We start from the raw sequence: 22,799 nt of genomic DNA, 5'->3' as shown, positions 1-22,799 counted from the left end.
CCCACCAGCCATACTGCCCGCAGGTCGCGGGGCCGTTGTTTCGGGGGGCGGGGCGAACTCACCGGGGTAGATCCTCCTGACAAGGCGTTTTAGCCGTTCGTGGCGCGAATGGCCTTTTCCATATCGCTCGTGGCGGTGTCCACCGGGCGGCCCTGGGTCAGGGCGGCGTAGGCGTTGTCCTGCACGGCCTTGCTGAGGGCGTCGTAGTTCGGGGATGCCGGGCGGGGCTTGGCGTTTTCCAGGGAGGCCTTTAGCGCGGCCATGTAGGGCTGTTTCTCCTGGACGGCGGGGTCGTCGTAGATGGAGGCCAGCACCGGCGGGAAGGCCGACTCCGCGAAGGAGCGCTGGTTATCCTCGTTGACGATGAACTCCATGAAGGCCTTGGCCGTGCCCTTGTGCTTCGACTTGATGTTGATGCCGTTGTTGTAACCGCCCAGCGTGGAGACCCCTACGCCGTCCTTGCCGAGGATGGGGGAGACTTCCACCTTGCCTTTGACAGCGGAGCCGTCCTTTTGGGCATTGGCGTACATGTAGGGCCAGTTGATGGCCATGGCCGTCTGCCCCTGGGTGAAGGAGAGGTTCGTCTCCTCCTCGGTCGCGCCCGTGGAGGAGGAGGCGATGGTGTGATCCTCGTAGGCATCGACCAGGGCCTGCAGGCCCGCGCGGGAATCCTGGGAGGTCACCGTGATCTTCCCGGACTCGTCGGTGATTCCCCCGCCCCAGCCGTTCATGAACTCCGCGGTGGCGACCGTCAGCCCTTCGTACTGGCTGAGCTGAGTGGTCAGGCAATCGCGCCCCTTAACCGCCTTGCAGGCGTTCTTGAGGTCATCCCACTTCTGCGGGGCCTGCGGCACCTGCTCGGTATTGCGAAACAGCAGTTGGCCGTTGGTGTTCTGCGGCAGCGCATACAGCGTGTTTTTGTACGTTGCGGACTTCACCGGGGCCTTCAGCATCTTGGAGGTATCCACCTGGAGGTCCCCCTTCAGCGGGGCCAGCCACCCATTGGCCGCGAACTGCGCGGTCCACACCACATCCAATGCCATCACGTCAATGTCGGAGGATCCCGCCTGCAGTGACTGCACCAGGGTGTCCCGCTGGGCATCGGCTTCACCGGCCAGCTCGCGCAGGTTCACCTTCTCCTCCGGGTGAGCAGCGTTCCACTTATCGATGATGGGCCGGATCTTGTCGGTGTCGTTCTTCCCCATGGCAAAGGTGATGGGCCCCTTTGCAGTGTTGGAGCCGGTGTCCCCGCCACCATCGGAATCCTCGGAACAGGCACTGAGGCCGAGTGCGGAGGCCGCGAGGGTGGACGCGGCAAGGGCCGCGACGATCTTGCGCTGGGTGGGAGCCATGAGAAAAACCTCTCTGTTAAAAGGATGTTCCTAAAAGATCTATTACGGTGAGTTTAAGACGTGCAGCCCCGGTGCCGGGGTTAAATGCCCCCGTTTAGGACTCGATGCGACGCTCGGTTTCGCCGTCGAAGTAATGCACTAGGGCGTCCGGGCGAGGGCGGATGCCCACCTGCGCGCCAACACTGGGGGCGGTGCGGGAATCGCCGCCGCGAGCGACGATCTGGCCATGGTCGGAGTCCAGGTAAATGTAGGAATCCGCCCCCAATTCCTCCACCATGGTCACGGTGCCAGCGAGGCCCCCGGTGCTGTCCGAGCGCTCGGTGGAGGTGGCGTCCACAATCTCGACGGCCTCCGGGCGCAGGCCCACAATGACCTTGCGCTCCCTGCCGTAACCCTCCGGCAACCGCAGATTCAGCCCCGGCAGGGGTCCCCGCGTGCGCAACAGGTTCATCGCGGGGGAGCCGATGAAGCCCGCCACGAAGGCGTTGGTGGGCCGCTTGTAGAGGTTCTTCGGCGTATCTACCTGCTGCAGGACGCCGCCGTTGAGCACCGCCACCCGGTCCCCCATGGTCATGGCCTCCACCTGGTCGTGGGTGACGTACACCGTGGTCACGCCCAGATCGGATTGCAGCTTGACGATCTGCGCCCGCGTCTGCACGCGCAGCTTGGCATCGAGGTTGGACAGCGGCTCGTCCATGAGGAACACCTGCGGCTCCCGCACAATTGCGCGGCCCATGGCCACCCGCTGGCGCTGACCGCCGGAGAGGTCTTTCGGCTTGCGGCCCAAAAACTCGGTGAGGCCCAGAATCTCCGCCGCCCGCTGGACCCGCTGTTCGATCTCCGCCTTCGGTCGCTTCGCCACCTTCAACGCGAAGCCCATGTTCTCCGCCACGCTCATGTGCGGGTACAGAGCGTAGTCCTGGAATACCATCGCGATATCGCGTTCCTTCGGCTCGGTACCGGTGACGTCCCGATCCCCAATGCAGATGCGGCCCGCGCTCGTCGGCTCCAACCCCGCCAACGCCCGCAGTGTGGTGGACTTGCCGCAACCCGAGGGGCCCACCAATACAAGGAATTCGCCATCCCCGATATGCAGATCGAAATGCTGCACGCTGGGGCGCTCGGCACCCGGGTATTTGATCTCCACATCCTCAAAACGCACATCTGCCATGGGCAGGATCATACTTGAGGATGATCCGTGAAAAGACCGCACGCGAATAAAGTGAGAGATCCAATGGAGACTCACAATCCCGAGCAGAATCCGACCACGTCGTCGCACCCCCATGCCACCCCAACCTCGCCATGGTGGAAGGAAAAGGGGTTCTGGGTCCGGCTAGCCGTGCAAACAGCGGTTCTCCTCACCTTCGGCCCCGCACTGGTCGCGGGCCCCCAGCATCTCCACGGTTGGCAGGTCCTCGGGGTGTGGGTCTCCAGCGCCGTCGTCTTCGTGGGATTGCTGGTCCAGCGGTGGCGGGCGCGAATCGGTCTAGCAGTCGTGGCCGTGGGACTGGGTGTGGCGGCGTTGACTGCCACGGGTGAGGTGATGTTCTACTACGTCGTGGTGGTCTACGAGGCCTGGTACATTACGGCCTTCCTCAGCCACCGTAAATGGGTGCTGCTGGGAGCTTTGTGGGTCGGTAGCGAGTTTGCGGTGGGGTGGCTGCTGTGGGCCCCCTATGGCATCGGGCAACCGCTGTTCGACAAGCAGGGAATGATCGTCACTGCCACGGTGCTGCGGATCGTGACGCTCACGGTTTTCATCACTGTATCCATCGGGTTCGGAGCGCTGTGGGGACGGGGAACGTGGCGCCGGAATTACGAATTGCAGACGCTGCGGGCCCGCGCGGAATTGGCGACCATGACCGAGCGAAATCGCATCGCCCGGGAGATGCACGACATCATTGCCCATACCCTCACCCTGGTTATCGCGCAGGCGGATGGGGGTCGCTACGCGGGCCAACGTGAACCGGATAAGGCCCTGCAGGCCCTGGACACCATCTCGGAACGCAGCCGTGCAGCCCTGGTTCATATGCGCGGGTTGCTGTCCGTGCTGCGGGATGACAATGAGAATGATCGGTCTGTCGATTCCGCTCCTGGAGTTGCCGGAATTCCCGATCTTGTTGAGGACGCCAAACGCCACGGCCTCAATGTTACTTTCCGCGTGGAGGGCACCGTCCGCGAGATGGATGATGTGCGAAGCCTCACCGCCTACCGCGTGGTCCAGGAATGCCTGACGAATGTGCTCAAACACGCCGGCTTTGTGCTCGCGGACATCTCCCTGACGTGGGGGGAAGAGGCAGTGAGTATCACTGTGGACAATGCCCCCGGCAACGCAGATGCCGCTCCCGGGCGCCGCCAGATCGCCGGCAGCGGGCGCGGGTTGACGGGGTTGAAGGAGCGCGTCCGCATCCACGGCGGGCAGGTGACCTGGGGACCCTCCCAGCGGTATCCCGGCGGGTGGGCCGTGATCGCCACATTGCCGTATTAAGAACACGACATTCGGGACACGACGAAGAGAGGACAGGACCGACGATGAACACCCCCGATGCTCCTGCCAGCGGGATCACCCGCGTCGGCCTCGCCGATGACCAGCAGCTCGTCCGCGCGGGATTCGCGATGGTCCTGGACTCTCAAGACTCGGTTGACGTGGTGTGGGAAGCCGCCAATGGGGAGGAAGCCATCCAGCTCGCCTACGACCAGCCGGTGGACGTGGTCCTCATGGACGTGCAGATGCCGGTGCGGGATGGCATCAGCGCCACGCGGGAGATCGTGGCCCGCGATCTGCGCGGTCCCTCCGGGGAGGCCACCCGGGTGGTGATGCTCACGACCTTCGATGATGAGGCCTACGTCATGGGCGCCGTGGTTGCCGGGGCCAGCGGATTTCTTCTTAAGGACGCCGACCCTGAGGATCTGATTGCCGCAGTGCGCACCGTGGGGGATTCAGCAGCGGTCGTTAGCCCAGCGGCGACTGCCCGGCTGCTCAAGCGGGTGCGGGAGAGCAATACGGGCGCTGGGCTTGTGGCGTCCGGAAATAGAGGACCGGAACCGCCCGATTACGAGCTGATTGAGCCTCTGACGCCGCGGGAGGAAGAAATCCTTGTGCTCATCGCGCGGGGGCTGAGCAACGCGGAGATTGGCGAGGAGCTATTCATCTCGCAGCCGACGGTGAAGACGCACGTGGGGCGAGTGCTGGCGAAAACCGGATCGCGGGATCGGGTGCATGCCGTGCTCTTTGCGTTTCGCCATGGTTTGGTGAGCAATGTGGACTTGCTCGGCGGGGAGTAGCAGGGCTGGTTTACACTCAATCGCCGTAAACTCGTTCAGTCATGGTGGTGTCTATCCAGTCGAGATGAGGTGGTTGATATGCCGGCGCAACCAGTTCGGTTTTACTCTGCCGCGCGGCCGAAGCCGTTGACGCTGTTCATCTTGACGGCGGCTTTTACCATCCCCGCTGTTCTGGTGCTCTTTGATGACCTGAGCCCCGGGGGGATTGCGATGAGCGCCGCCTTCCTGTTGGTCAGCATCATCCTCGTGTTCTGGACCGTGAGCACCGAGCTCACCACGACCGGTGACGTTGTTGTCCGCTGGTGCGGGATCAAGATGTTTCGCCGGAAAGCGGAGGAGATCACGCGGGTGGAGGTGCTCACGGACCTCAACCAATCCACGTTCGCGGCCTACTCGCTGGGTATTTACTTCAATAATCCCCGGGAGTGGGCCATCGTCGCCGGGCTTCCGGGGGTCCGCCTAGCGACGAACACGCGCAGTGTGGTTGTGAGCATGCCCCGCTATAAGGAATTCGCCGAAAAGCTCGCCGAGGCCAAAGGGCAGCCCGCCGAGCAATTAGTGACCGAGGGCAGCTACATGGGTTGAGGGGAGGTATATGGCTGGAGCGGCACGTGTCATACCGCAGTCTGACGCCCCGAAATCACCCCCCAGCATGATGTGGATCAGGGGTGCTGAGCTGCAGGCTTAGTGCCATGATCATCGTCGACACGCTCTCCAAGCGATATGGAAAAAAGTCCGCAGTCAACAATCTGAGCTTCACCGTCCCCGACGGGCAGGTCACTGGATTCCTGGGGGCCAACGGCTCCGGAAAGTCCACCACGATGCGCTGCATTCTGGGGCTGGACAACCCGACTGGGGGCCGCGTCACCTTCAGCGGAACAACCGGTGGCGCTGCCTACTCCGCAGCATTTCCCGCGATTCCCGTCAAGCCTTCCGTTGCCGGTGCCGTGTTGGACGCGTCCTGGTTCACCCCCAGCCGCAGTGGCCGCAACCACCTCCGCGTCTTGGCCTCCGGGGCCAACATCCCCACCCGCCGGGTGGACGAATGCCTCGAGCTCGTGGGCCTGAGCTCTGCCGGCAGAAAGGCCGTGAAGGGTTATTCCCTGGGCATGAAGCAACGCCTGGGCCTGGCCGCCGCGCTGCTGGGGGATCCGCAACACCTGATCTTGGACGAACCGGTCAACGGCCTCGACCCCGACGGCGTGCGCTGGATGCGCGATGCCATTCGCACCTTCGCAGACGAAGGGCGGGCCGTCCTCGTGTCCTCCCACCTGCTGTCGGAGATGGAACAGATCGCCCACCGGCTGGTGGTCATTGGCAGGGGTGCGCTGCTGGGGGAGTACACCCTCGAGGAATTCCTGGCCAATGGAACCACAATCCAGGTGGAGTGCCGGGAGGCCGTCCTGCTGGCGGAGGACCTGAAGCGCCGGGGCCTGACCTGCACAATCCAGCAGCCGAACCAGGTCCACGTCGCCGTGCCCACGAACACCGGTGTGGAAGAGCTCCGCCAGACCATCGCCCAGGTCGCCGCCAGACAGGGTTTCCTGGTCACGGCGTTGGCCACCCACCGGGACACCCTGGAAAACCGATTCCTGCAGGCCACCGAGGCCTCCCGCGAATACATCGCCCGCTAACACGCTGCCGAAAGGACCAAAGAAACCATGGCAACCCGCACCGCTCCCGCCCCCACGCCGGTAACCACCAGCACCAGCACCCCAAGTTTTCTTTCCGCTATCAAGAGCTCGATCCTCCAGCTTCGTACTCTGCGCAGCACCTGGGTCTACCTCGTCCTTCTCACTGGAGCCCTGTACGGCCCAGTGGTCCTCGAAGTGCTATTGAATGCCTCCGACGATCGTTCCGTCGCCTGGTCGACCTTGACAATCGGATATGGCATCTTCCAGCTCATCCTCCTCATCCAGGCGGCGGGAAACACCGCCGGCAACATCCAGTCCGGGATGGCTGCCCACGCCTTCGCCACTCAACGCAGACGCTGGCACTGGGTGGCGGGTCAAGCCATCGTCCTGAGCATTTGGGGCATGCTCAGTTACCTCCTGGGCCTCGGTCTGGCGATGGCTGTTGTGCAGTTGTACCCGGATGCATACTTGAGCCTCAACGGCGTCCGGCCGCTACTTGCCCAGCTTTTCGGAGCTGTTGTCTATCCCGTCATCGCCGTGGGTTTGGCGGCGCTCGTCCGCAACCGGGTAGCCGCCATCGGGATCTGCGTGGTGTGGATCGCTGTGATCGAAGGCCTCATCGCCCAGGCCGCCAGGAACTTCCCCGTCTTCGCAACCGTGCGTAAGTTCTGCCCTGGCAGTCAGCTCATGGCCCTGGTTAACGGCCGCCAGATGGACGGCTCCGCGACGAACAATCTCGCCTCCATAGCCGTGTTGCTGGGCTGGGCAATCGTCTTCATGGCCGCAGGGTTGATCGCCAACCAGCGCAAAGACGTCGCTTAACCGCTAGCAACAGCAAACCCCCGGCTACTTGTGCCACAGTGGTTGCCATGATCACGGTCGAAAACCTCAAGAAGAGCTATGGGGGTAAGGAGGTCCTCCACGGCCTGTCCTTCCACGTCCCCGATGGCCAGGTCACGGGCTTTCTCGGCCCCAACGGCTCCGGTAAATCCAGCACCCTGCGCTGCATCCTGGGCCTGGACCGGCCGGACGATGGGACCGTCCTCTTCGACGGGGAACCCACCACCGGTGAAGCGATCGCCAAGAACCGCTCGAGCGTAGTGGGGGCTCTGCTGGAACCCACCTGGTACCTGCCCAGCCACTCGGCCAAGACCCACGCCTACGCCATCGCCCGCGCCGCGGGGTTGTCCACGGAGCGCGCCGACGAGTGCCTGGCGATGGTGGGGCTCACGGAGGTGGCGTCCAAAAAGATCAAAACCTTCTCCCTGGGCATGAAACAGCGCCTTGGCCTGGCTATCGCCCTGATGGGCAACCCCAAGCACCTTTTGCTGGACGAGCCGGTCAACGGCCTGGATCCGGAGGGCGTGCACTGGATGCGCGGGCTGATTCGCCAGTGCGCTGCGCAGGGCCGGGCCGTGCTGGTCAGCTCCCACCTGTTGCACGAGATGGAGCTCACCGCCGATCGCGTCGTCCTCATCGGCCGGGGCAGCCTGCTCGGGGAGCACACGCTCAGCGAATTCCTCTCCTCCGCCGGGTCCGCCGGGACCACCGTGCGCCTGCGGGTCCAGGAACAACAGCAGCTTATGGACGCCATCTCACAGCGCGCCGACCTGAACATCCGCGCACTGCCTGACGGTGCCGCGGAGATCAGTGGCCAACTACCGCCGCAGGAGCTGGCCCACACGGTGGGCACCCTCGCGCGCGATAACGGCTGGGTGGTAACGGAACTCACGCCCTCCCGCGCCGGGCTGGAACAGCGCTACCTGGATGTCACGCAGAACGCCGTGGAGTACCGCGCCGGGAAGGCGGGTGCCGCATGATCCGGGCCCTGCGCAGCGAATGGACTCGCACGAAAGCACTCGTGGGCACCTGGGTCTTCATGCTGCTCATCGTGGGCATTGTGTTCCTGCCCAACCTGGGCCTGAGGATGGCCGTGAGCCAGGATCCCGGTGGCGGCCGGGTGCGAGTGACGGACATGAACTTGGGGTTCATCGGCACCATCGTGCTCATCCTGGCGTTCAGCGCCTGGCGTTCGCGCAGCCCCAGGGCGCACAAGCTGCACGCCCAATCCTTCCTGGTGCTGCCCTCACGATGGCCACAACTGACTGCGGTGATGCTCGTCAATCTGGTGATGTGCATGGCGGCCGTGACGGTGGGTCTGCTGGTGAGTTTTGCCCTGCTAGCCAGCACGGGGGTGGGGTGGCAGGAAGGCGGGGCGGCAGACCTGGCGCGCCTGTTGTTCGGCTATGGGGCCATTTCACTCATTGCCAGCGCCGTGGGCGTTCTCATCGGCTCCACTGCGGCGGCGGTGGCGCTGCCCATCGTGTGGGTAGCCATGGAACCGGCGCTGGTTAACATCCACCCCTTCCTGGCGAACAAGGTGGCACCGTGGTTGCCGATGCGCAATGTGCTGACGCTTATGACCGGGGAAAGCTCCGGCGGGCACCCCATCCTGGTCCTTGGGGCCTGGGCGCTCCTGTTCGTGGCGGCGGCTTTCTGGCGCCACCAACGGGCCGACGTTCGCTAACGCAGAACCGCTTTCTCCACCTCGGCTAGCTGCTGTAGCCGCTCGGGGGCGCAGTCCGTGCTCAACACCACGGAACCCCCGGCGAACAGGGGCAGCAGGGCCTCGCACATTTCTGCGGTGGAGGACCACCCCGTCTGCAAAACCCGCCCACCGTGGGGGAGCTCCGTGGAGGCGCGGGCGAAGAAGTCCTGCGCGAACAGCGGCCCATCTTCCCCATACAGCAGGGGTTGACCATCAACTCGCGCCCCACTGTAGGCGTCCGGCTGCACACGTAGCTCTTCGGCGTAGTCATTCAATCCGAAGGGCTGCCGACCGGGCTCCCACACGGCGCGGCCCAGGGGGTCGGTGGACAGGACGTACACCTCCGGCACGCCGGCTTCGGCGGCGGCCTCGGCAACCTCGATCGAATCCGTGAACAGGGCCCCCGGCTCCTCCTGGTCACTGCGCCACTCCGTAATCGCTGCCCCTACGCGCCAAGCCCCCAGGGCTACGGTGATCGGCTGCCACCCCGTCGCGGCCGCCACGGCCACCCGGTCGCCCGCTCCCAAATCCAACTCGACCAGCAGGTTCGCCGCCTTAGCCGACCAGTTAGCCAACGTTTCTGCGGACAGTTCCGCCCGACCTTCGGGGGTGTACGTGGTCACGCGGGGGGAGGCCGGGTTCGTCAACAGCGGCGCGATGAGATCCATGCGAAGAATGCTAGTTCACGCAGCGAGGTCCGTTGCCTCCAGCGTCGATCGGCTTGGTGAGCTGCTGCTCGGGAGGTTCCGTACCGGGAGTGCCCACAACCGAGCCCTGGGAACCGCCGGGAGTGTCCGCCGGTTGCTGTTCGGCGGCCTTTTCGGCGGCCTTGTCCACCTCCGGATCGTTTGGATCCTTGAGCTTGTCGGCGGCACCTTCCGTCACACCGGGACCCTCGTACGTTCCGGACAAGGTGACGTTGATTTCGCGGGCGCCCAGGGTGGGATCTTGAACCACCTTAAGGCCACCTAGCTGGCGAGCCAGTGCGCGTGCTGCGGGGTCCTTCACGTCCTTCGCATTAATTTGGGATTCGGAGACCCCAGTGTTGGGGGCATTGCCCACGTCCCCGGCCGTATAGCCATAACCCGTGGTCAGGTCGGCCACCCGGCTTGCCAGGCCAGCGACCTCGCCTGCATTGAGTACGTTCACCTTGTAATCGGCGGCCTTGAACTTGGGGATGTTCTCCTTCGAGCTGTCCTTGCTTGCCTCGGCTTCACTGGGGCCGTCCTTCGTCACCAACATCTCGTGGAAGAAGTTGTGCACCTGATCGCGGTCGACGGTGACGATGGACTCCCCGTAGTCCCCTGTGCCGTCGATGCTGGTTACCGGGATGGTCCGGAACTGGACGTTGCCGCCGGTGAGGTTCTGCATCTGGCCGGCGAGCCCCATGACGTCCCAGTCCTTGTCCAACACCACACTGCGCTGCACCGCGCTGTTGATCCGGCCAAGGCTGCCCGGGTCCGTCAGGGTCTTGGAGGATAGGATGTGGTTAGCCAAGGAAGCCATGTAGGCCTGCTGCCGGGTGATGCGGTCAAGGTCGCCCCGGGGCAGCTCGTGACGCTGGCGCACGAAGCTCAGGGCATCGGGGCCGTTGAGTGTCTGCCGCCCCGCCGGGAATTTCGCGCCGGATAGCGGCTCGTCCACGGGCTGGTTCAGGCAGACGTCCACACCGCCTACCGCATCAGTGAGCAGGACGAAGCCCAGCAACCCGATTTCTGCATAGTGATCCACAGTGATGCCGGTGAGATCGGCGACGGAGGAGATTAGGGCCTGCCGCCCGGCCTCGGTGGATTTCGTGTCCCGGGTGTGCTCGTCGCGCTCGCCCTGCTGGGCTAGCTGGTCGTTCTTGTCTTTCTTGGCCTCCCCGTACACACCGTTGAGCTTCATGTTGCCCATGTGCGGGGTGGAGACGTAAGTATCCCTGGGCAAGGACACCGCGGTGGCGCTCGAACCGTCATTGGGCACGCGGATGAGGATCATCGTGTCCGTATTCGCGGCGGCTTCTTCGCCCGCCCGCAGCATGTCGATCTCCTGCTGGCTTAACGGTTTTCCCTGGGCGTCCGTCCGCGAATCGATGCCCACCAGCAGGATGTCGGTGGCCCCGTCCTTCTCCCGGCCCAAGTTGAGGTCCCCGGCCTGAGCCAGCTCATTGTTGAGGTTGCCAATCGCGGAATATCCCACTCCACCGGCAATGAGGGTGAGCGCCGACACGGCAGCCAGGATTCCCCGCGCTGCCCGCGGCCCAATCTGGTGGGCCTCCCGGCCAGACGGGGCCGCCATGATTCGACGGGAGTGCCGGGGGCCCGGGCGGGCGGAGGACTTCTCGGTCATAGGTAGGCAGACTCGCAGACGGTTGGATCGGTAGCAGTCGGCCGGGGAATTGACGCTCCCGGCGGGCAAAAGTGTTTTTAGTGTACGCACACCGGGGTTCAAAAACACGCACCCTGTGCTGTGGAACACTGACAGCCATGGAGATCTACATCACTGGCGCCCACGGCCAAGTCGGGCGCGAACTTGCCCGTCAAGCTCGGGCGGGGGGACACCGAGTGCATGCCCTGGGCAGGCAGGATCTGGACCTGCGGGCGCTGACCGAGGATCCCTTCACCAGCACCAACCGGGCCGTGATCCTCAACGCCGCGGCCTACACGGATGTAGACGGGGCGGAGGACCCCGCCCACGCGGAAGAGGTGTGGCAGGTCAACGCCGAGGCGCCGGGGGCCCTGGCCCAGCTTGCCCAGCGGCGGGGATGGTCGTTTATTCACCTGTCCACGGACTACGTGCATGGGGGCCGGACGGGGCCGGAGGTGCACCGCATCCCGGAGGGGCCCATCGAGCCCGCAGATCGGCCAATCAATGCCTACGGCCGCAGCAAGCTCGCCGGGGAGGAGGCGGTAATGCAGGCCGGGGGAGTGGTGGTGCGCACCTCCTGGGTACACAGCGGGCCGCACCAACCCGGGCGGGACTTTGTGGTGACCATGCTGCAACTGGCCCAGCGGGGGGTGGACCCGAAGGTCGTCGCCGATCAATGGGGGCTACCCACCTACGCCGCCGATCTCGCCGGGGGGTTGCTCCAGCTCGCCGAGAGGCTTGCGGCCGACGGGCCCCAGGGAGACATCGTCCACGCTGCCGGTTCCGGGGAACCAGTGAGCTGGTACCACTTCGCCCGGGCCGTGTTCGCCGCCGGAGGGCAGGACCCCGATCGGGTAAGCCCCATCCCCACTGCCGAGTACCCCACCCCCGCCCGCCGTCCCCTCTATAGCGCGCTCAAGCTGGGCGGTTGGCAGCGCTGGGGCCTCGCGCCCCTGCCCGCGTGGCAGGACGGGCTACGCCGAGCCCTGGGGTAGGGTGACGCGCGTGAAACCCATTGCCATCGTGACCGTCACTTACTCCCCCGGGCAGTATCTGCGGGCTTTCCTGGACTCCGTACCGGCCGCCACTCAGCAGGGGGCGAAGGTGGTTCTGGTGGATAACGGCTCCGTGGACGGGGCCCCCGAAGCCGCCGTTGCCGCTGATCGCACCGGTGGTGTGGAGCTGCACTACAGCGGGGGGAACGTGGGTTATGGCGCGGCCATGAACTTGGGCATTCGCCTGCTCCAGCGACAACGGCGCCAGGGACTCATCGACGGGGACTTCGTGCTCATCTCCAACCCAGATGTGGTCTTCGAGCCCGGGGCCATCGACGCCCTGATCGACGTGGCTCGAAACAACCCTCGCGCCGGGTCCGTGGGCCCCCTGATCCGCGAGGCCGACGGGTCCGCCTACCCCTCGGCGCGGGCCGTGCCGAGGTTGGCGGCGGGAATCGGCCACGCCCTACTGGGACCTATCTGGCCGAAAAACCCGTGGACCCAGCAGTACCGCCGGGACGGGGACCTAGAATCCCAGCGGGTCGCCGGTTGGCTATCCGGGTCTTGTCTGCTGCTGCGATGGGAAGCCTTCGCCAGCGTCGGTGGTTTCGACGAGCGCTACTTCATGTACATGGAGGACGTGGATCTGGGCGATCGCCTGGGCCGCGCTGGGTGGTTGAAGATTTTCGCCCCTAGCGCGCAGATCCGCCACGCCAAGGGCCACGCCGCAGGCGCAGTGCCGGAGAAAATGCTTCCGGCACATCACGAAAGTGCCTACCGCTTCAACGCCGACCGTCTGCCGGGGTGGCGTTACGCTCCGATTCGCTTGGTGCTGCGCGTTGGCCTTGGCGTCCGCAGTCGTTTGAGTGTGTGGCTATCCCGCAGATAGTGGCTCCTTTGCGCTACGCTCCCACGTATTACACGGGTGTTTCTTACCGAAGACAGAGAGGTTGACCTAGCCCATGGCCTATAGCGCGGCTCATCTCACGCAAGCTGCTCCAGTGAACGAGGAGGGTGCCGCACTCGCCGCGGAGACGGATGCCGTCATCCTGGTGGGCGGCAAGGGCACCCGGCTGCGCCCCCTGACCAACAACGTGCCAAAGCCGATGTTGCCCGCCGCGGGCCTGCCCTTTCTCCAACACCTGCTTGGGCGTATCAAAGCCGCGGGAATGCAGCACGTGGTTCTGGGTACATCTTTCAAGGCCGAGGTTTTCGAGCGCTACTTCGGGGACGGATCCGATTGGGGCCTGGAGATTGAGTACGTCGTGGAGGACGAGCCACTGGGCACCGGCGGCGCTATCCGCAACGTCCACGACCACCTGCGATTCGATCGGGCCATGATCTTCAACGGGGATGTGCTGGGCGGCACGGACCTAGGTGCCATCCTGCAGACTCACGTCTCCCAGAACGCGGACGTTACCCTCCACCTGTTGCGGGTCCCGGATCCGCGTGCCTTCGGTTGCGTGCCCACGGACCAGGAGGGACGGGTGACCGCATTCCTGGAGAAGACGGAGGACCCGCCGACGGACCAGATCAACGCGGGTAGCTACGTGTTCAATCGTGACGTGCTGGAGGCCATCCCCGCGGGGCGGCCGGTGAGCGTGGAGCGAGAGGTGTTCCCGGAGCTACTGGAGACGGGCAAGCGGGTCTTTGGGCACGTGGACCAGGCCTACTGGCGGGATATGGGAACCCCGGCGGACTTTGTGCGCGGATCCTCCGACCTGGTGCGCGGGATCGCGCCCTCCCCCCTCCTGGAGGGGATGCACGGAGAGGCCCTCGTGGACTCTTCGGCTTCCGTGGCCGATGGGGCCCTGGTGCTCGGTGGCACCGTAGTGGGGCGCGGGGCGGAGATTCGCGGCGGAGCCCGGGTAGATACCTCCGTAATTTTCGACGGTGTGCATATCGAGGCCGGGGCCACGGTGGAGCGTTGTGTGATCGCCGCGGGGGCTCAAATCGGAGCGCGGGCGCACCTGACTGACTGCGTGGTGGGGGAGGGGGCCGTTGTGGGGGCCCGCTGTGAGCTGCGGGATGGCGCCCGGGTGTGGCCGGGTGTGGAGATTCCGGACGGCGGGCTGCGCTTCTCCAGTGACGTCTAGCGGGTGATGCTGGGCAGTGGTGTTCAGGAAAAAACAATAAATTTCACACAGTGTTAGGTGACCGTCGACTCGAGCTTGAACGGGCCCCCCATATCTTGTGGTTGGTCCCGTCTGACGGGGGCCATCTGGTGGTTGCTGGAAGCTTCATGATTGCCAACGTCGCTTGACTTTGTTGCGGTTGTGACTGATGTGGTTCGCGTTGCTCGTGGGAATAGGGCAAATGTTGACGCTGCCGAATTACCAGTGTGTAATCTTGGCTTAGAAAGCGAGACGGGGCCTGGTCCCCCTCTCCGACAGCAACGCGAAGGAGACCACTGTGGACAAGTCAGCAGACACGGCCTACCCGGGCCCGATCTCTGCAGGCTCCGCCGCGGTGGAGCACAACGCACAGTCCGCTAAACGGCAGCGCCAGCAAAACCTGTTCGAACTCACCCAGGACCTGGACTCCTTGTTCGATGCGGTAGACCAGGACTGGCAGGAACAAGCTCTGTGTGCCCAGACAGACCCGGAGGCCTTTTTCCCGGAAAAGGGTGGGTCCACCCGAGAGGCAAAGCGCATTTGCCAGGCCTGCGGGGTGCGGGATGAATGCTTGGAATACGCCCTCGCCAACGACGAGCGGTTCGGAATCTGGGGCGGCCTCTCCGAGCGCGAACGCCGTCGCCTGAAGAAGCGGATCGGCTAGTCCAGCGAGAACCCCGGATCCACCCGCTCCGGGGACACGTTAAGGTACACCGCCACCAACTGCACTATGACGAAGCGAAGCAGCTCTCGCACACTCGCCGCTCCCTCCGTCCGCAATTCGATGGGTCGGCGAAAAACAATGAGCCGCGGCCGCGTCGGATTTCCCGCATCGTCCACCCCGGCGGGAATCAACCTACCCAGTGGAACCTGACCGTCGGCGACAATGTCCTCCGGCCACTGGGTAAACCCGGGTTCCATCTGCATTCGCGGCACGGTATCCACGGCAATATCCAGCCCGCCCAGGGCATCTTCGAAGTCCGCCAAAATGTTCTCATATACATCCAGCACCGCCGCGTCGAAACGCTGAGAGCGCGTCTGATAGCGGGGCAGCTCCGGTAGCAGGACTCCGCGCAGCCCTCGCCCCCGGCGATCCGGGCGGGCTGCTGACCGGGTGGTGTGGCTCATGGGGCGATTGTAAACCGGCGGACTGCTGTCGATCAGCAAGGCGTGCCGGTGGGCGCGGAGGTCCGGGGAAGTGTCCCGCGCAGCCGTTAATATGTACCCCGTGTCTGTCATCCGCCAATGTTCCCGCCCCGGGTGCTCCCGGCCAGCCGTGGCCACCTTGGACTTCAACTATGCCGAGCAAACGGCCACGATCGGGCCCTTGCGCGTCCTATCCAGCCCGCACACCTGGGACCTGTGTGAGGAGCACGCGCAGCGCACCTCCGTGCCCCAAGGTTGGGAACTGCACGTGCGCATGGACGCCGAGGACAACACCGCGGATGCCGATGAAGAGGACCTTCTGGCCCTCGCCCAGGCCGTGCAACAAGCGGCGGAGGCCAAGGAGCGAGTGGAGATGCCCCCCGCGCCGCGCCTCATTCGGCGCAAGGAGGTTCCCGTGCCCACCGGGCATCACCCCTCAAAGCGGAACCTGCCCCGGCACACCCCCAAGCGGCATCTCCGCGCGATTCGCAGCGAGGGCTAGGGCTGGCGCCGGGGTTCCTGGCGTCCAAAAAAATCAAACAACAATTCACGAGAGAAGAGTTTTAGCAATGGCTGCACAGAAATCCGCCCCGCGCAGTGCCGAATCGGTCGCTGCGGTTATCAAGGCCTATGATGTCCGTGGTGTGGTGGGCCAGGGAATCGATGTGGATTTTGTTAAGGACGCCGGCGCTGCCTTTGCGCGGCTCATGCGTTCCGAGGGGGCGCAATCCATCGTCGTGGGATATGACATGCGGGAAAGTTCCCCGGGGTTGGCGGCCGCGTTTATTTCCGGAGTTAACGAACAGGGCCTGGATGCCGTCAATCTAGGCCTGACCAGCACCGATGAATTGTATTACGCCTCGGGGGTGGAAAACTGCCCAGGGGCGATGTTCACTGCTTCGCACAATCCCGCGAAATACAATGGCATCAAGATGTGTCGGGCAGGGGCGCGGCCGGTTGGGCAGGACTCCGGGCTGGATAAGATAGTGGCGGACCTCATTGCGGGAGTCCCCGGGTTTGAGGGCAATCCGGGTCGGTCGAGCGAACGCGATGTGCTGCAGGGGTATGCCCAATACCTGCACAAGCTGGTGCCCATGAATATTCGACCGCTCAAGGTTGCGGTGGATGCGGGTAATGGAATGGGCGGGTTGACAGTGCCCGCTGTTTTCCGGGATCTGCCCCTGGATGTTGCGCCACTGTATTTCGAACTGGACGGGAACTTCCCCAACCACGAGGCTAATCCGTTGGACCCCAAAAACCTGGTGGATTTGCAAGAGTTCACGGTGGCCAGTGGGGCGGACCTGGGAATTGCCTTCGACGGGGACGCCGACCGCTGCTTTATCGTAGATGAAAAGGGCGATGCCGTGTCCCCGTCCACAATCTGCGCCATGATTGCCGAGCGCTACCTCAACCTCCACCCGGGGGCCACGATCATTCACAACCTCATTACCTCCAAATCCGTCCCCGAATTGGTGCGGGAGGCCGGGGGAACGCCCGTGCGGACCCGGGTTGGGCATTCCTTCATCAAAGCGAAAATGGCCGAAAGCGGTGCTGTCTTCGGCGGGGAGCATTCCGCCCATTATTACTTCAGCGACTTCTTCAACGCCGACTCTGGAATGCTCGCGGCGCTCCACGTCCTGGCGACCCTCGGCGGGCAGGACAAGCCGCTGTCCGAGCTGAAGGTCGCCTACGAGCGTTACCTGGCCAGCGGGGAGATCAACAGCGAGGTCGCCGATCAGCAGGGCCGGACCGAAGCTGTTGTGGAGCACTTCGCCGACCGCACCGCGAGTGTGGATCGCCTAGACGGCGTGACCATCGACTTCACCGACGGCTCCTGGCTCAACGTCCGCGCGTCCAACACCGAACCGCTGTTGCGCCTCAACGTGGAGGCCCCCACGGCCGCCGAAGTGCAGGCCATCGTGGCGGAGGCGCTGGGCGTGATTCGCGCCGGGGAGGCCGGGTAGATCGTGTACCGCCTGCAGGGAACTATTCGCCCCTACGCCTGGGGCTCCCGCACCGCGATCGCGCAGCTGACCGGGCGCCGATCGCCGACCGAGCGCCCCGAGGCGGAAATGTGGTTCGGCGCGCACCCCGGTGGCCCAACGCTGGTGGCAGACGGCAGCGGCCGGACGCTGGCCGACCTCATCGCCGCAGACCCGGAGTACCACCTGGGATCCGGGCGGGAGAGCCTGCCCTTCCTGTTGAAAATCCTGGCTGCCGATACAGCGTTGAGTATCCAGGCGCACCCCTCCAAGCGGCAGGCGGAGGAGGGGTGTGCCGCGGAAGATGCCGAGGGAATTCCTCGGGACGCCCCCAACCGGTGCTATCGAGACGACAACCACAAGCCCGAACTGCTGGTCGCGCTGAGTAGCCCCTTTGAAGCCCTCGCCGGTTTCCGATCTGTAGCGCATACACAGCAGCTCCTGGGAACCCTCGGCGGGGAGGAGTTGAAGCGCTTCTGCGGGCTGCTGGGCAGCGGGGACGAGGCGGCGGATTTGCGCGGGTTGGTGACGACATGGATCAACCTGCCCCCGGCCGTGAGCGAGCGGGTTATCGCGGATGTGGTGGAGCGCTGTAAGCGGTTGGCTGCTGCGGAGGACGAGGGGGAGCCCTGGATGCGAGCGGCGGCCGGGGCCATTGCCAAGATTGCCCAGCAGTACCCCAAGGACCCCGGGATTCTGGTTGCCCTGCTGCTCAACTACATCACCCTAGAGCCGGGGGAGGCGATCTACCTGGACGCCGGCCAGCTGCACGCCTACGTCAGCGGGTTGGGCGTGGAGATCATGGCGAACTCCGACAACGTGCTGCGCGGGGGCCTGACCGCCAAGCACATCAACGTGCCTGAACTCATGCGGGTGCTTGTTTCCGAACCGCTGGCGGACCCGGTGACCCGCGCGGGTGCAGATGGCATTTTCCCCACGCCCGCGCCGGATTTCCGCCTGCGCCGGGTGGTGCCGGGGGAGGATGCCGTGGTGGCCGGGCCCGCGATCGTGCTGTGCGCCGGTGGGCGGGTGGAGCTTCGGTCCTCTGCCGAGGGCGATGAGCAGGAATCGCTGCGTCCTGGGGAGGCCGTGTGGATTGCGGCTGAGGAGGACGCCACCCGCATCAGCGCCGACGATGGCCCCGGCGCCTTCGTGGCTACCGCCGGGTAGTGCTGCGGTAGGCACCTACTTCGGCATCGGGCCGTACTGGCCGCCGTCGGGGTAGTACTTCCACCCGTCCTTGATGCGGATATCGTCTTCCCAGGGGACGTGGTAGTTGCCCTCTGCAAGGTCCTTGACCCAGGTGAGGTAGTTCTGCTTATCCCCGCCCGGCTGGCCGACGTAACCGCGCGTGCCGAGGTTGTAGATGTTGTTCTCCAGGGCCCAGTCGGTGCGTGCCTTGTCCGCGAGGGCCGGGAAGAGTTCGGCGGTGACAATTTCCCACGGATTGCGGTGCCCCTGCTGCAGGACGTTGCCATCAAAGTTGCAGACGGTGCCTTCCCCGAAGTAGTAGAAGACGCCGTCGTAGCCGGCGAGGTTCACCGAGATGGAGTACATGAGGTTTTGCCAGGCGTTGGTCTGGTTGGTGAGGATCCACTGGTCGTTGACCTGGGTGGAGTAGCCGGAGATGCGGATGTAGACGTTGGCGCCCTTGTAGGCGGCTTCGCGGGCGAGTTCCGGGAACATGCCGTCGTGGCAGATGCAGACGGCGAGCTTGGAGCCCTTCGGTCCGTCGCAGACGGGCATGCCGAGGTCCCCGGGGTACCAGGGTTCGATGGGGACCCAGGGTTGGAGCTTGCGGTAGTGCAGGGCGATTTCGCCGTTATTGTCGATGATGATGGCGGTGTTGTAGGGCGCTCGGCCGGGGACGTCGTTGGGTTCCATCACCGAGAACACGCCCCACACGTCCGCGTCCTTGCACGCCTGCTTGAACTGGCCGACCTGGGGTGAGTCCAGGCTGAGGAGCATGTCGTCGTAGGACCAGATCTTCGTGTTGAGGCCGGAGGTGGAGTACTCCGGGAAGACGATGAGGTCGAGGTCCGGGTAGCCCGCTTTGGTGTTGGCGACCGTTTCGCAGATCTTGTCTACGTTCGGTTGGATGTCCTCCGGTCCCTTCACGACGAGGACGGGGTACTGGATGAGGGCCGTGAGGAGGCCATCGGGGCTGGCGCTGACGCTTCCGGTGCTTCCCATGTTCTTCGGATGATCCTTTCGGGTGGGGTTCTAGGCGTTGGTCTTGGTCTGGGCACGATCGGGGGGGGGTAGATCGGTGCGGTCGGATGTTGGCAGTGTTGCAGCCCGGCATTCGGTCACCAAGGTAGGCCGGTGCCATTACGGCTTCATTTCCTTGTATTTCGGCGCTGTTAATTTCGCAGATGTGCAGCCGCCGCGCGGGATCCGTCGGGAAGATTCCGGACGCCAACAGCGGCGCGCTTCACCCGCACCACCGGCCCGGGAGCGGTGCCACCAACCACTACCGCTGCCTGTTGCCTGTGGCACCTCCGCATCCCCGCGCCGCCACACCCCTGCCGCCACACCCCACCGGCTGGGTAATCGAAAAACTATCCGATCGAACACCCACACCAACCCACCTGCGACCCCACCCCACCCAGCCGTTTTTACCGGCCCCATGCCCCCCAACCCCCCCAACCCAACATCACACCGGCAAAAACCCACCCCACACACCAACCACCACCAGCACACCAACCACCACCATTGCCGGGGCCGTCGTGGCGGGTTTGTGATCCCACCGACGCGTTGAGCGTGCACGCGGTGACCGGCAACCGCCAGCACCTCGCCACCGCCCAGGTGTGCGCCCCGGACGACCCGGAGGTGGTCATCAGCGATATCGCCACCCGCCTAGCCGACGACCTCCTCGCCGTGCCACCAGCCCACCGCCAGAAGGTGGACACCACCATCGCCACCAAGGTGCTCACCCCCACCCGGGCATGCCAAGCCGTACCCGCCGTGCGGTGTGTCCACCGGCGGGTGCAGGCCATCATCGCCGAGATCTCCCCCCCAGCCCGGCCCACCGACACCGACGAGGTCCCCACCCCACCACCTTCGGCGGGGACCTTGTCGATCGACACCCGCGACGAGAACACCACCACCGCCGAGGCGCTTATCGCCCTGATCCGCGGGCAGTTGACCACCTCGGTGACCGTCAACCTCTACGCCCCGCGCAGTAACCCCCAGCAGTTATCCACCGCCACCGCCGGGCTGACCGACACCCAACGCGCCCGGTGGGTGCCCAGGATCACCCACACCCGGGCTGTGGGGTGGGCCTACACCCGCGGGTACGCGCCCAGCGACGCGGTGCGGGCGATGGTCACCGGCCGGGACGGGACCTGCCGGTTGTCCAGCTGCGGCGTGGACGCCGCCGAATGCCAGATCGACCACATCACCCGGTTCGACCACACCACCCCCACCGGTGGGGGCCCGTCGGTGACCGGGAACCTGCCATGCCTCTGCGCGTTCCACCACCGGGTGAAAACCTCCGGCCACTGGGACGTCACCATGGCCGGTGACGGCACCCAAGCATGGACCAGCCACGGCGACGGGCACGTCATCATCACCGAACCCGGCGGGCCGCTACGCCGAGCATCGTTCACCCACCGGGCCACCAACCGCGCGAGAATACTCACCGACCGCAACAACCAACTCAAACCCCCACCCGACAACGAACCCCCCCTTCCAACCCCACACCACCCACCCACACCCGCACCCACCCAGGGCACGCGGGCCACACACCCACGCTCACCGAACGACGGCAACTCCCCGTACGCCTAAGGCCGCCTCCACTCATGTGGCGAGTGCCAAGGGGAACACATGGAGCCCGACCATCTGCGAACAGCGTGTCGGTACTGCTTCCAGAACCCCTCTAAGAAGACTTCATTGGCCCTCTGGGCTTCCGCCTGCCAGCGGTGCAACCACGGGGTGATCTCCGCGATGTCCCGTCGAAGCTCGGCCTCGTCCACCAAGACGGTCTCGCCATCTTCCACCACCATCCGCCCGGCGACCATCACCTGGCGTATCGAGGACCCGTTTTCGCTGTAAATCAACTGCTTAGACACGTCCTGGCGCGGACAGAAGGCGAGCGTGTCCAGGTCGTAGATGACGAGGTCGGCGCTCTTGCCGGGCTCGAGGGATCCGACCTTGTGCCCAAGGCGAGCCGAGCGCGCCCCGCCGAGGGTCGCGGCTTCGATCACCTCGCCAGCTGTCGGCCATTCCTCGGGGTCATCACTAGTGATCTTGTGAACCAACGCGGCGGACTTCATGACCTCGGACAGTCGGTGCGTGTCCGAAGAGCACACCCCGTCGGTTCCCAGGGCGAGATTGATGCCGCTCCGCCGCACCTGCGACCACGGTAGGAGCCCGGAACCCAGCTTCATGTTGGACAGGGGGTTATGGGCAATGGAGCAACCATTTTCACTGAGGAGCTCCAGCTCAGCGGGCCGCAACCATACCCCATGAGCGAGCGTAAGGCGCGGACTGAGAATGCCAAGCTGCTCGAACCATTCGATGAAGGACCCGTTGAAATCCCGGTCCGCATGGACCCTCTGCGTGCGGGTCTCCAAGACATGGGTATGGAACTCCAGATCGTGTTCCGCAGCTAGCTCACCGCACCCAATTAGCAGCTCGGCGGTGCAACGCTGAGGAGCTGAAGGGCCGAGCATGAACCGAAGCCGCTCATCCTCGCCGCTCCCGTCGAAGGAAGCAATCGCCTCCTGGGCGAACCGCAGATAATCCGAACTGCTTAGCACTGAACAATCATCGGCAAGTCGCTGCACCTCAGGAGCCAGATAGTCTCGCGCGAAAGGCATGGTGTCCAGGAATGGAATATCGCTGATCTGTCCGGAAACGTTTGCCCGAATCCCGGCCTGACTGTAGGCGGCGAACTCCGCAGCAAGGTGATCCAGGCGCTGGGTGGGCAACTCGTAGGCGTCATCCACCACGGTAGTAACCCCGGACTTCAGTGACTCCGTGGCCAGAAGCAGGGCCCGTAGACGAACCATCTCTGGAGCCAGCGGTTCGGTGCCCAAAAGGGGGTAGCACATCAGCATCCACAGTTCGAGCGGGAGGTTGTCCTGTGTGCCCCTCCAAAACGCCTCCCAGTTGTGGGTGTGCGCATTGACCTGCCCGGGAGTGACAAGACGATTCTTACCGCTAATAACGGTCTCCCCAGGTAGCGGTCGCAGGTCTGTCCCCATCTCGGCGATCTGTCCGCCTGCTATCCGGAGCGATGTGGTGAACGGGGTGGTTCCATGTTGCTTATCTACGGCGATAACGGTGGGTGAATCGATGAAAAACGCACCCCCGCCTCCCGCCAACCGTCCATCACTGCGGTGCAGATTGCGCTCTGTCATGTCCGTGCCTTTCCCTTCATTGCTGCCG

Annotated in this window: 22 protein-coding genes; 15 read left to right on the top strand and 7 right to left on the bottom strand. The window is 64.7% G+C overall.

The genetic code is table 11. From position 1 onward, the window contains the following. Window positions 1–89 precede the first annotated feature (89 nt). Both CHEID_RS08275 and CHEID_RS08270 read right to left on the bottom strand, forming a co-directional pair. Window positions 90–1,352 (bottom strand): ABC transporter substrate-binding protein, encoded by a 1,263-nt coding sequence (locus CHEID_RS08275; RefSeq protein WP_112768726.1) that lies wholly within the window; start codon window positions 1,350–1,352, stop codon window positions 90–92. A 94-nt stretch (window positions 1,353–1,446) separates the two neighbouring features. Next, window positions 1,447–2,523: an ABC transporter ATP-binding protein gene (locus CHEID_RS08270; RefSeq protein ID WP_112768745.1), complete on the bottom strand. Its 1,077-nt coding sequence runs from the start codon at window positions 2,521–2,523 to the stop codon at window positions 1,447–1,449. Window positions 2,524–2,586: 63 nt separating this feature from the next. Here CHEID_RS08270 and CHEID_RS08265 point away from each other — a divergent pair, with 63 nt between their 5' ends. The 7 genes from CHEID_RS08265 (at window position 2,587) to CHEID_RS08235 (ending at window position 8,798) form a co-directional block, all read left to right on the top strand. Then, window positions 2,587–3,840 carry a sensor histidine kinase gene (locus tag CHEID_RS08265; protein ID WP_112768727.1) on the top strand — a complete coding sequence of 418 codons (1,254 nt, stop codon included), beginning with the start codon at window positions 2,587–2,589 and terminating at the stop codon, window positions 3,838–3,840. 74 nt (window positions 3,841–3,914) lie between these two features. Continuing rightward, entirely contained in the window at window positions 3,915–4,637 is a 723-nt protein-coding gene (locus tag CHEID_RS08260) for a response regulator (RefSeq protein ID WP_112768746.1), read from the top strand. Between the two features lie 78 nt (window positions 4,638–4,715). Then, window positions 4,716–5,222, top strand: coding sequence for a hypothetical protein (locus tag CHEID_RS08255; RefSeq protein WP_112768728.1), 507 nt, complete (start codon window positions 4,716–4,718; stop codon window positions 5,220–5,222). Window positions 5,223–5,329: 107 nt separating this feature from the next. Further along, the gene (locus CHEID_RS08250) at window positions 5,330–6,271 is read left to right on the top strand and encodes an ABC transporter ATP-binding protein (RefSeq protein ID WP_112768729.1); all 942 of its coding nucleotides are present in this window, start codon (window positions 5,330–5,332) and stop codon (window positions 6,269–6,271) included. 27 nt (window positions 6,272–6,298) lie between these two features. Beyond that, complete coding sequence (locus CHEID_RS08245) at window positions 6,299–7,093, top strand: hypothetical protein (protein ID WP_112768730.1); 795 nt, start codon at window positions 6,299–6,301, stop codon at window positions 7,091–7,093. A gap of 47 nt (window positions 7,094–7,140) precedes the next feature. After that, window positions 7,141–8,091 (top strand): ATP-binding cassette domain-containing protein, encoded by a 951-nt coding sequence (locus CHEID_RS08240; protein WP_112768731.1) that lies wholly within the window; start codon window positions 7,141–7,143, stop codon window positions 8,089–8,091. Continuing rightward, window positions 8,088–8,798, top strand: a complete 711-nt coding sequence (locus CHEID_RS08235) for a hypothetical protein (RefSeq protein ID WP_112768732.1) — start codon at window positions 8,088–8,090, stop codon at window positions 8,796–8,798. Before CHEID_RS08240 ends, CHEID_RS08235 begins: the two co-directional genes overlap by 4 nt. Here CHEID_RS08235 and CHEID_RS08230 read toward each other — a convergent pair. Both CHEID_RS08230 and CHEID_RS08225 read right to left on the bottom strand, forming a co-directional pair. Next, window positions 8,795–9,487, bottom strand: a complete 693-nt coding sequence (locus CHEID_RS08230) for a TIGR03089 family protein (RefSeq protein ID WP_112768733.1) — start codon at window positions 9,485–9,487, stop codon at window positions 8,795–8,797. The two genes, CHEID_RS08235 and CHEID_RS08230, sit on opposite strands and share 4 nt — an antisense overlap. Window positions 9,488–9,497: 10 nt before the next feature. After that, window positions 9,498–11,150: an LCP family protein gene (locus CHEID_RS08225; RefSeq protein ID WP_112768734.1), complete on the bottom strand. Its 1,653-nt coding sequence runs from the start codon at window positions 11,148–11,150 to the stop codon at window positions 9,498–9,500. A 137-nt stretch (window positions 11,151–11,287) separates the two neighbouring features. On the opposite strand from CHEID_RS08225, the gene rfbD reads away from it, so the two are divergent. The 4 genes from rfbD (at window position 11,288) to CHEID_RS08205 (ending at window position 14,941) form a co-directional block, all read left to right on the top strand. Then, window positions 11,288–12,163 carry a dTDP-4-dehydrorhamnose reductase gene (gene rfbD, locus CHEID_RS08220; protein ID WP_273661064.1) on the top strand — a complete coding sequence of 292 codons (876 nt, stop codon included), beginning with the start codon at window positions 11,288–11,290 and terminating at the stop codon, window positions 12,161–12,163. A gap of 10 nt (window positions 12,164–12,173) precedes the next feature. Then, window positions 12,174–13,052, top strand: coding sequence for a glycosyltransferase family 2 protein (locus CHEID_RS08215; protein WP_112770186.1), 879 nt, complete (start codon window positions 12,174–12,176; stop codon window positions 13,050–13,052). Window positions 13,053–13,125: 73 nt separating this feature from the next. Continuing rightward, window positions 13,126–14,259, top strand: a complete 1,134-nt coding sequence (gene manB, locus CHEID_RS08210; protein ID WP_112770187.1) for a mannose-1-phosphate guanylyltransferase — start codon at window positions 13,126–13,128, stop codon at window positions 14,257–14,259. A 316-nt stretch (window positions 14,260–14,575) separates the two neighbouring features. Next, window positions 14,576–14,941 (top strand): WhiB family transcriptional regulator, encoded by a 366-nt coding sequence (locus CHEID_RS08205; RefSeq protein WP_273661063.1) that lies wholly within the window; start codon window positions 14,576–14,578, stop codon window positions 14,939–14,941. On the opposite strand, the gene CHEID_RS08200 is transcribed toward CHEID_RS08205, so the two are convergent. Continuing rightward, entirely contained in the window at window positions 14,938–15,405 is a 468-nt protein-coding gene (locus CHEID_RS08200) for a metallopeptidase family protein (protein WP_112770188.1), read from the bottom strand. The genes CHEID_RS08205 and CHEID_RS08200 overlap by 4 nt on opposite strands. A 91-nt stretch (window positions 15,406–15,496) precedes the next feature. Here CHEID_RS08200 and CHEID_RS08195 point away from each other — a divergent pair, with 91 nt between their 5' ends. The 3 genes from CHEID_RS08195 (at window position 15,497) to manA (ending at window position 18,575) form a co-directional block, all read left to right on the top strand. Next, a complete protein-coding gene (locus CHEID_RS08195) occupies window positions 15,497–15,925 on the top strand; it encodes a DUF3499 family protein (RefSeq protein WP_112770189.1) in 429 nt (142 codons plus the stop codon). Between the two features lie 67 nt (window positions 15,926–15,992). Beyond that, a complete protein-coding gene (locus CHEID_RS08190; protein ID WP_112770190.1) occupies window positions 15,993–17,387 on the top strand; it encodes a phosphomannomutase/phosphoglucomutase in 1,395 nt (464 codons plus the stop codon). Between the two features lie 3 nt (window positions 17,388–17,390). Further along, entirely contained in the window at window positions 17,391–18,575 is a 1,185-nt protein-coding gene (gene manA / locus CHEID_RS08185; RefSeq protein ID WP_112770191.1) for a mannose-6-phosphate isomerase, class I, read from the top strand. Window positions 18,576–18,590: 15 nt separating this feature from the next. On the opposite strand, the gene CHEID_RS08180 is transcribed toward manA, so the two are convergent. Continuing rightward, complete coding sequence (locus tag CHEID_RS08180; protein WP_112770192.1) at window positions 18,591–19,598, bottom strand: formamidase; 1,008 nt, start codon at window positions 19,596–19,598, stop codon at window positions 18,591–18,593. 579 nt (window positions 19,599–20,177) lie between these two features. Between CHEID_RS08180 and CHEID_RS08175 the strand changes: the two genes are divergently transcribed. Further along, entirely contained in the window at window positions 20,178–21,194 is a 1,017-nt protein-coding gene (locus CHEID_RS08175) for an HNH endonuclease signature motif containing protein (protein ID WP_273661062.1), read from the top strand. Here the strand turns inward: CHEID_RS08175 and CHEID_RS08170 are convergent. Further along, window positions 21,191–22,771, bottom strand: coding sequence for an amidohydrolase family protein (locus CHEID_RS08170; RefSeq protein ID WP_112770327.1), 1,581 nt, complete (start codon window positions 22,769–22,771; stop codon window positions 21,191–21,193). The genes CHEID_RS08175 and CHEID_RS08170 overlap by 4 nt on opposite strands. Between the last annotated feature and the right edge of the window lie 28 nt (window positions 22,772–22,799).

The sequence above is a fragment of the Corynebacterium heidelbergense genome (assembly GCF_028609845.1).
Taxonomy (GTDB): domain Bacteria; phylum Actinomycetota; class Actinomycetes; order Mycobacteriales; family Mycobacteriaceae; genus Corynebacterium; species Corynebacterium heidelbergense.
This window is presented reverse-complemented; position numbering and strand designations above follow the sequence as displayed.

What these genes read in the sequence shown, in the direction of transcription:
- CHEID_RS08275 (WP_112768726.1), bottom strand. Translation starts at nt 1,352, where the DNA reads ATGGCTCCCACCCAGCGCAAGATCGTCGCGGCCCTTGCCGCGTCCACC.
- CHEID_RS08270 (WP_112768745.1), bottom strand. Translation starts at nt 2,523, where the DNA reads ATGGCAGATGTGCGTTTTGAGGATGTGGAGATCAAATACCCGGGTGCC.
- CHEID_RS08265 (WP_112768727.1), top strand. Translation starts at nt 2,587, where the DNA reads ATGGAGACTCACAATCCCGAGCAGAATCCGACCACGTCGTCGCACCCC.
- CHEID_RS08255 (WP_112768728.1), top strand. Translation starts at nt 4,716, where the DNA reads ATGCCGGCGCAACCAGTTCGGTTTTACTCTGCCGCGCGGCCGAAGCCG.
- CHEID_RS08250 (WP_112768729.1), top strand. Translation starts at nt 5,330, where the DNA reads ATGATCATCGTCGACACGCTCTCCAAGCGATATGGAAAAAAGTCCGCA.
- CHEID_RS08245 (WP_112768730.1), top strand. Translation starts at nt 6,299, where the DNA reads ATGGCAACCCGCACCGCTCCCGCCCCCACGCCGGTAACCACCAGCACC.
- CHEID_RS08240 (WP_112768731.1), top strand. Translation starts at nt 7,141, where the DNA reads ATGATCACGGTCGAAAACCTCAAGAAGAGCTATGGGGGTAAGGAGGTC.
- CHEID_RS08235 (WP_112768732.1), top strand. Translation starts at nt 8,088, where the DNA reads ATGATCCGGGCCCTGCGCAGCGAATGGACTCGCACGAAAGCACTCGTG.
- CHEID_RS08230 (WP_112768733.1), bottom strand. Translation starts at nt 9,487, where the DNA reads ATGGATCTCATCGCGCCGCTGTTGACGAACCCGGCCTCCCCCCGCGTG.
- CHEID_RS08225 (WP_112768734.1), bottom strand. Translation starts at nt 11,150, where the DNA reads ATGACCGAGAAGTCCTCCGCCCGCCCGGGCCCCCGGCACTCCCGTCGA.
- rfbD (WP_273661064.1), top strand. Translation starts at nt 11,288, where the DNA reads ATGGAGATCTACATCACTGGCGCCCACGGCCAAGTCGGGCGCGAACTT.
- manB (WP_112770187.1), top strand. Translation starts at nt 13,126, where the DNA reads ATGGCCTATAGCGCGGCTCATCTCACGCAAGCTGCTCCAGTGAACGAG.
- CHEID_RS08200 (WP_112770188.1), bottom strand. Translation starts at nt 15,405, where the DNA reads ATGAGCCACACCACCCGGTCAGCAGCCCGCCCGGATCGCCGGGGGCGA.
- CHEID_RS08195 (WP_112770189.1), top strand. Translation starts at nt 15,497, where the DNA reads ATGTACCCCGTGTCTGTCATCCGCCAATGTTCCCGCCCCGGGTGCTCC.
- CHEID_RS08190 (WP_112770190.1), top strand. Translation starts at nt 15,993, where the DNA reads ATGGCTGCACAGAAATCCGCCCCGCGCAGTGCCGAATCGGTCGCTGCG.
- CHEID_RS08180 (WP_112770192.1), bottom strand. Translation starts at nt 19,598, where the DNA reads ATGGGAAGCACCGGAAGCGTCAGCGCCAGCCCCGATGGCCTCCTCACG.
- CHEID_RS08170 (WP_112770327.1), bottom strand. Translation starts at nt 22,771, where the DNA reads ATGACAGAGCGCAATCTGCACCGCAGTGATGGACGGTTGGCGGGAGGC.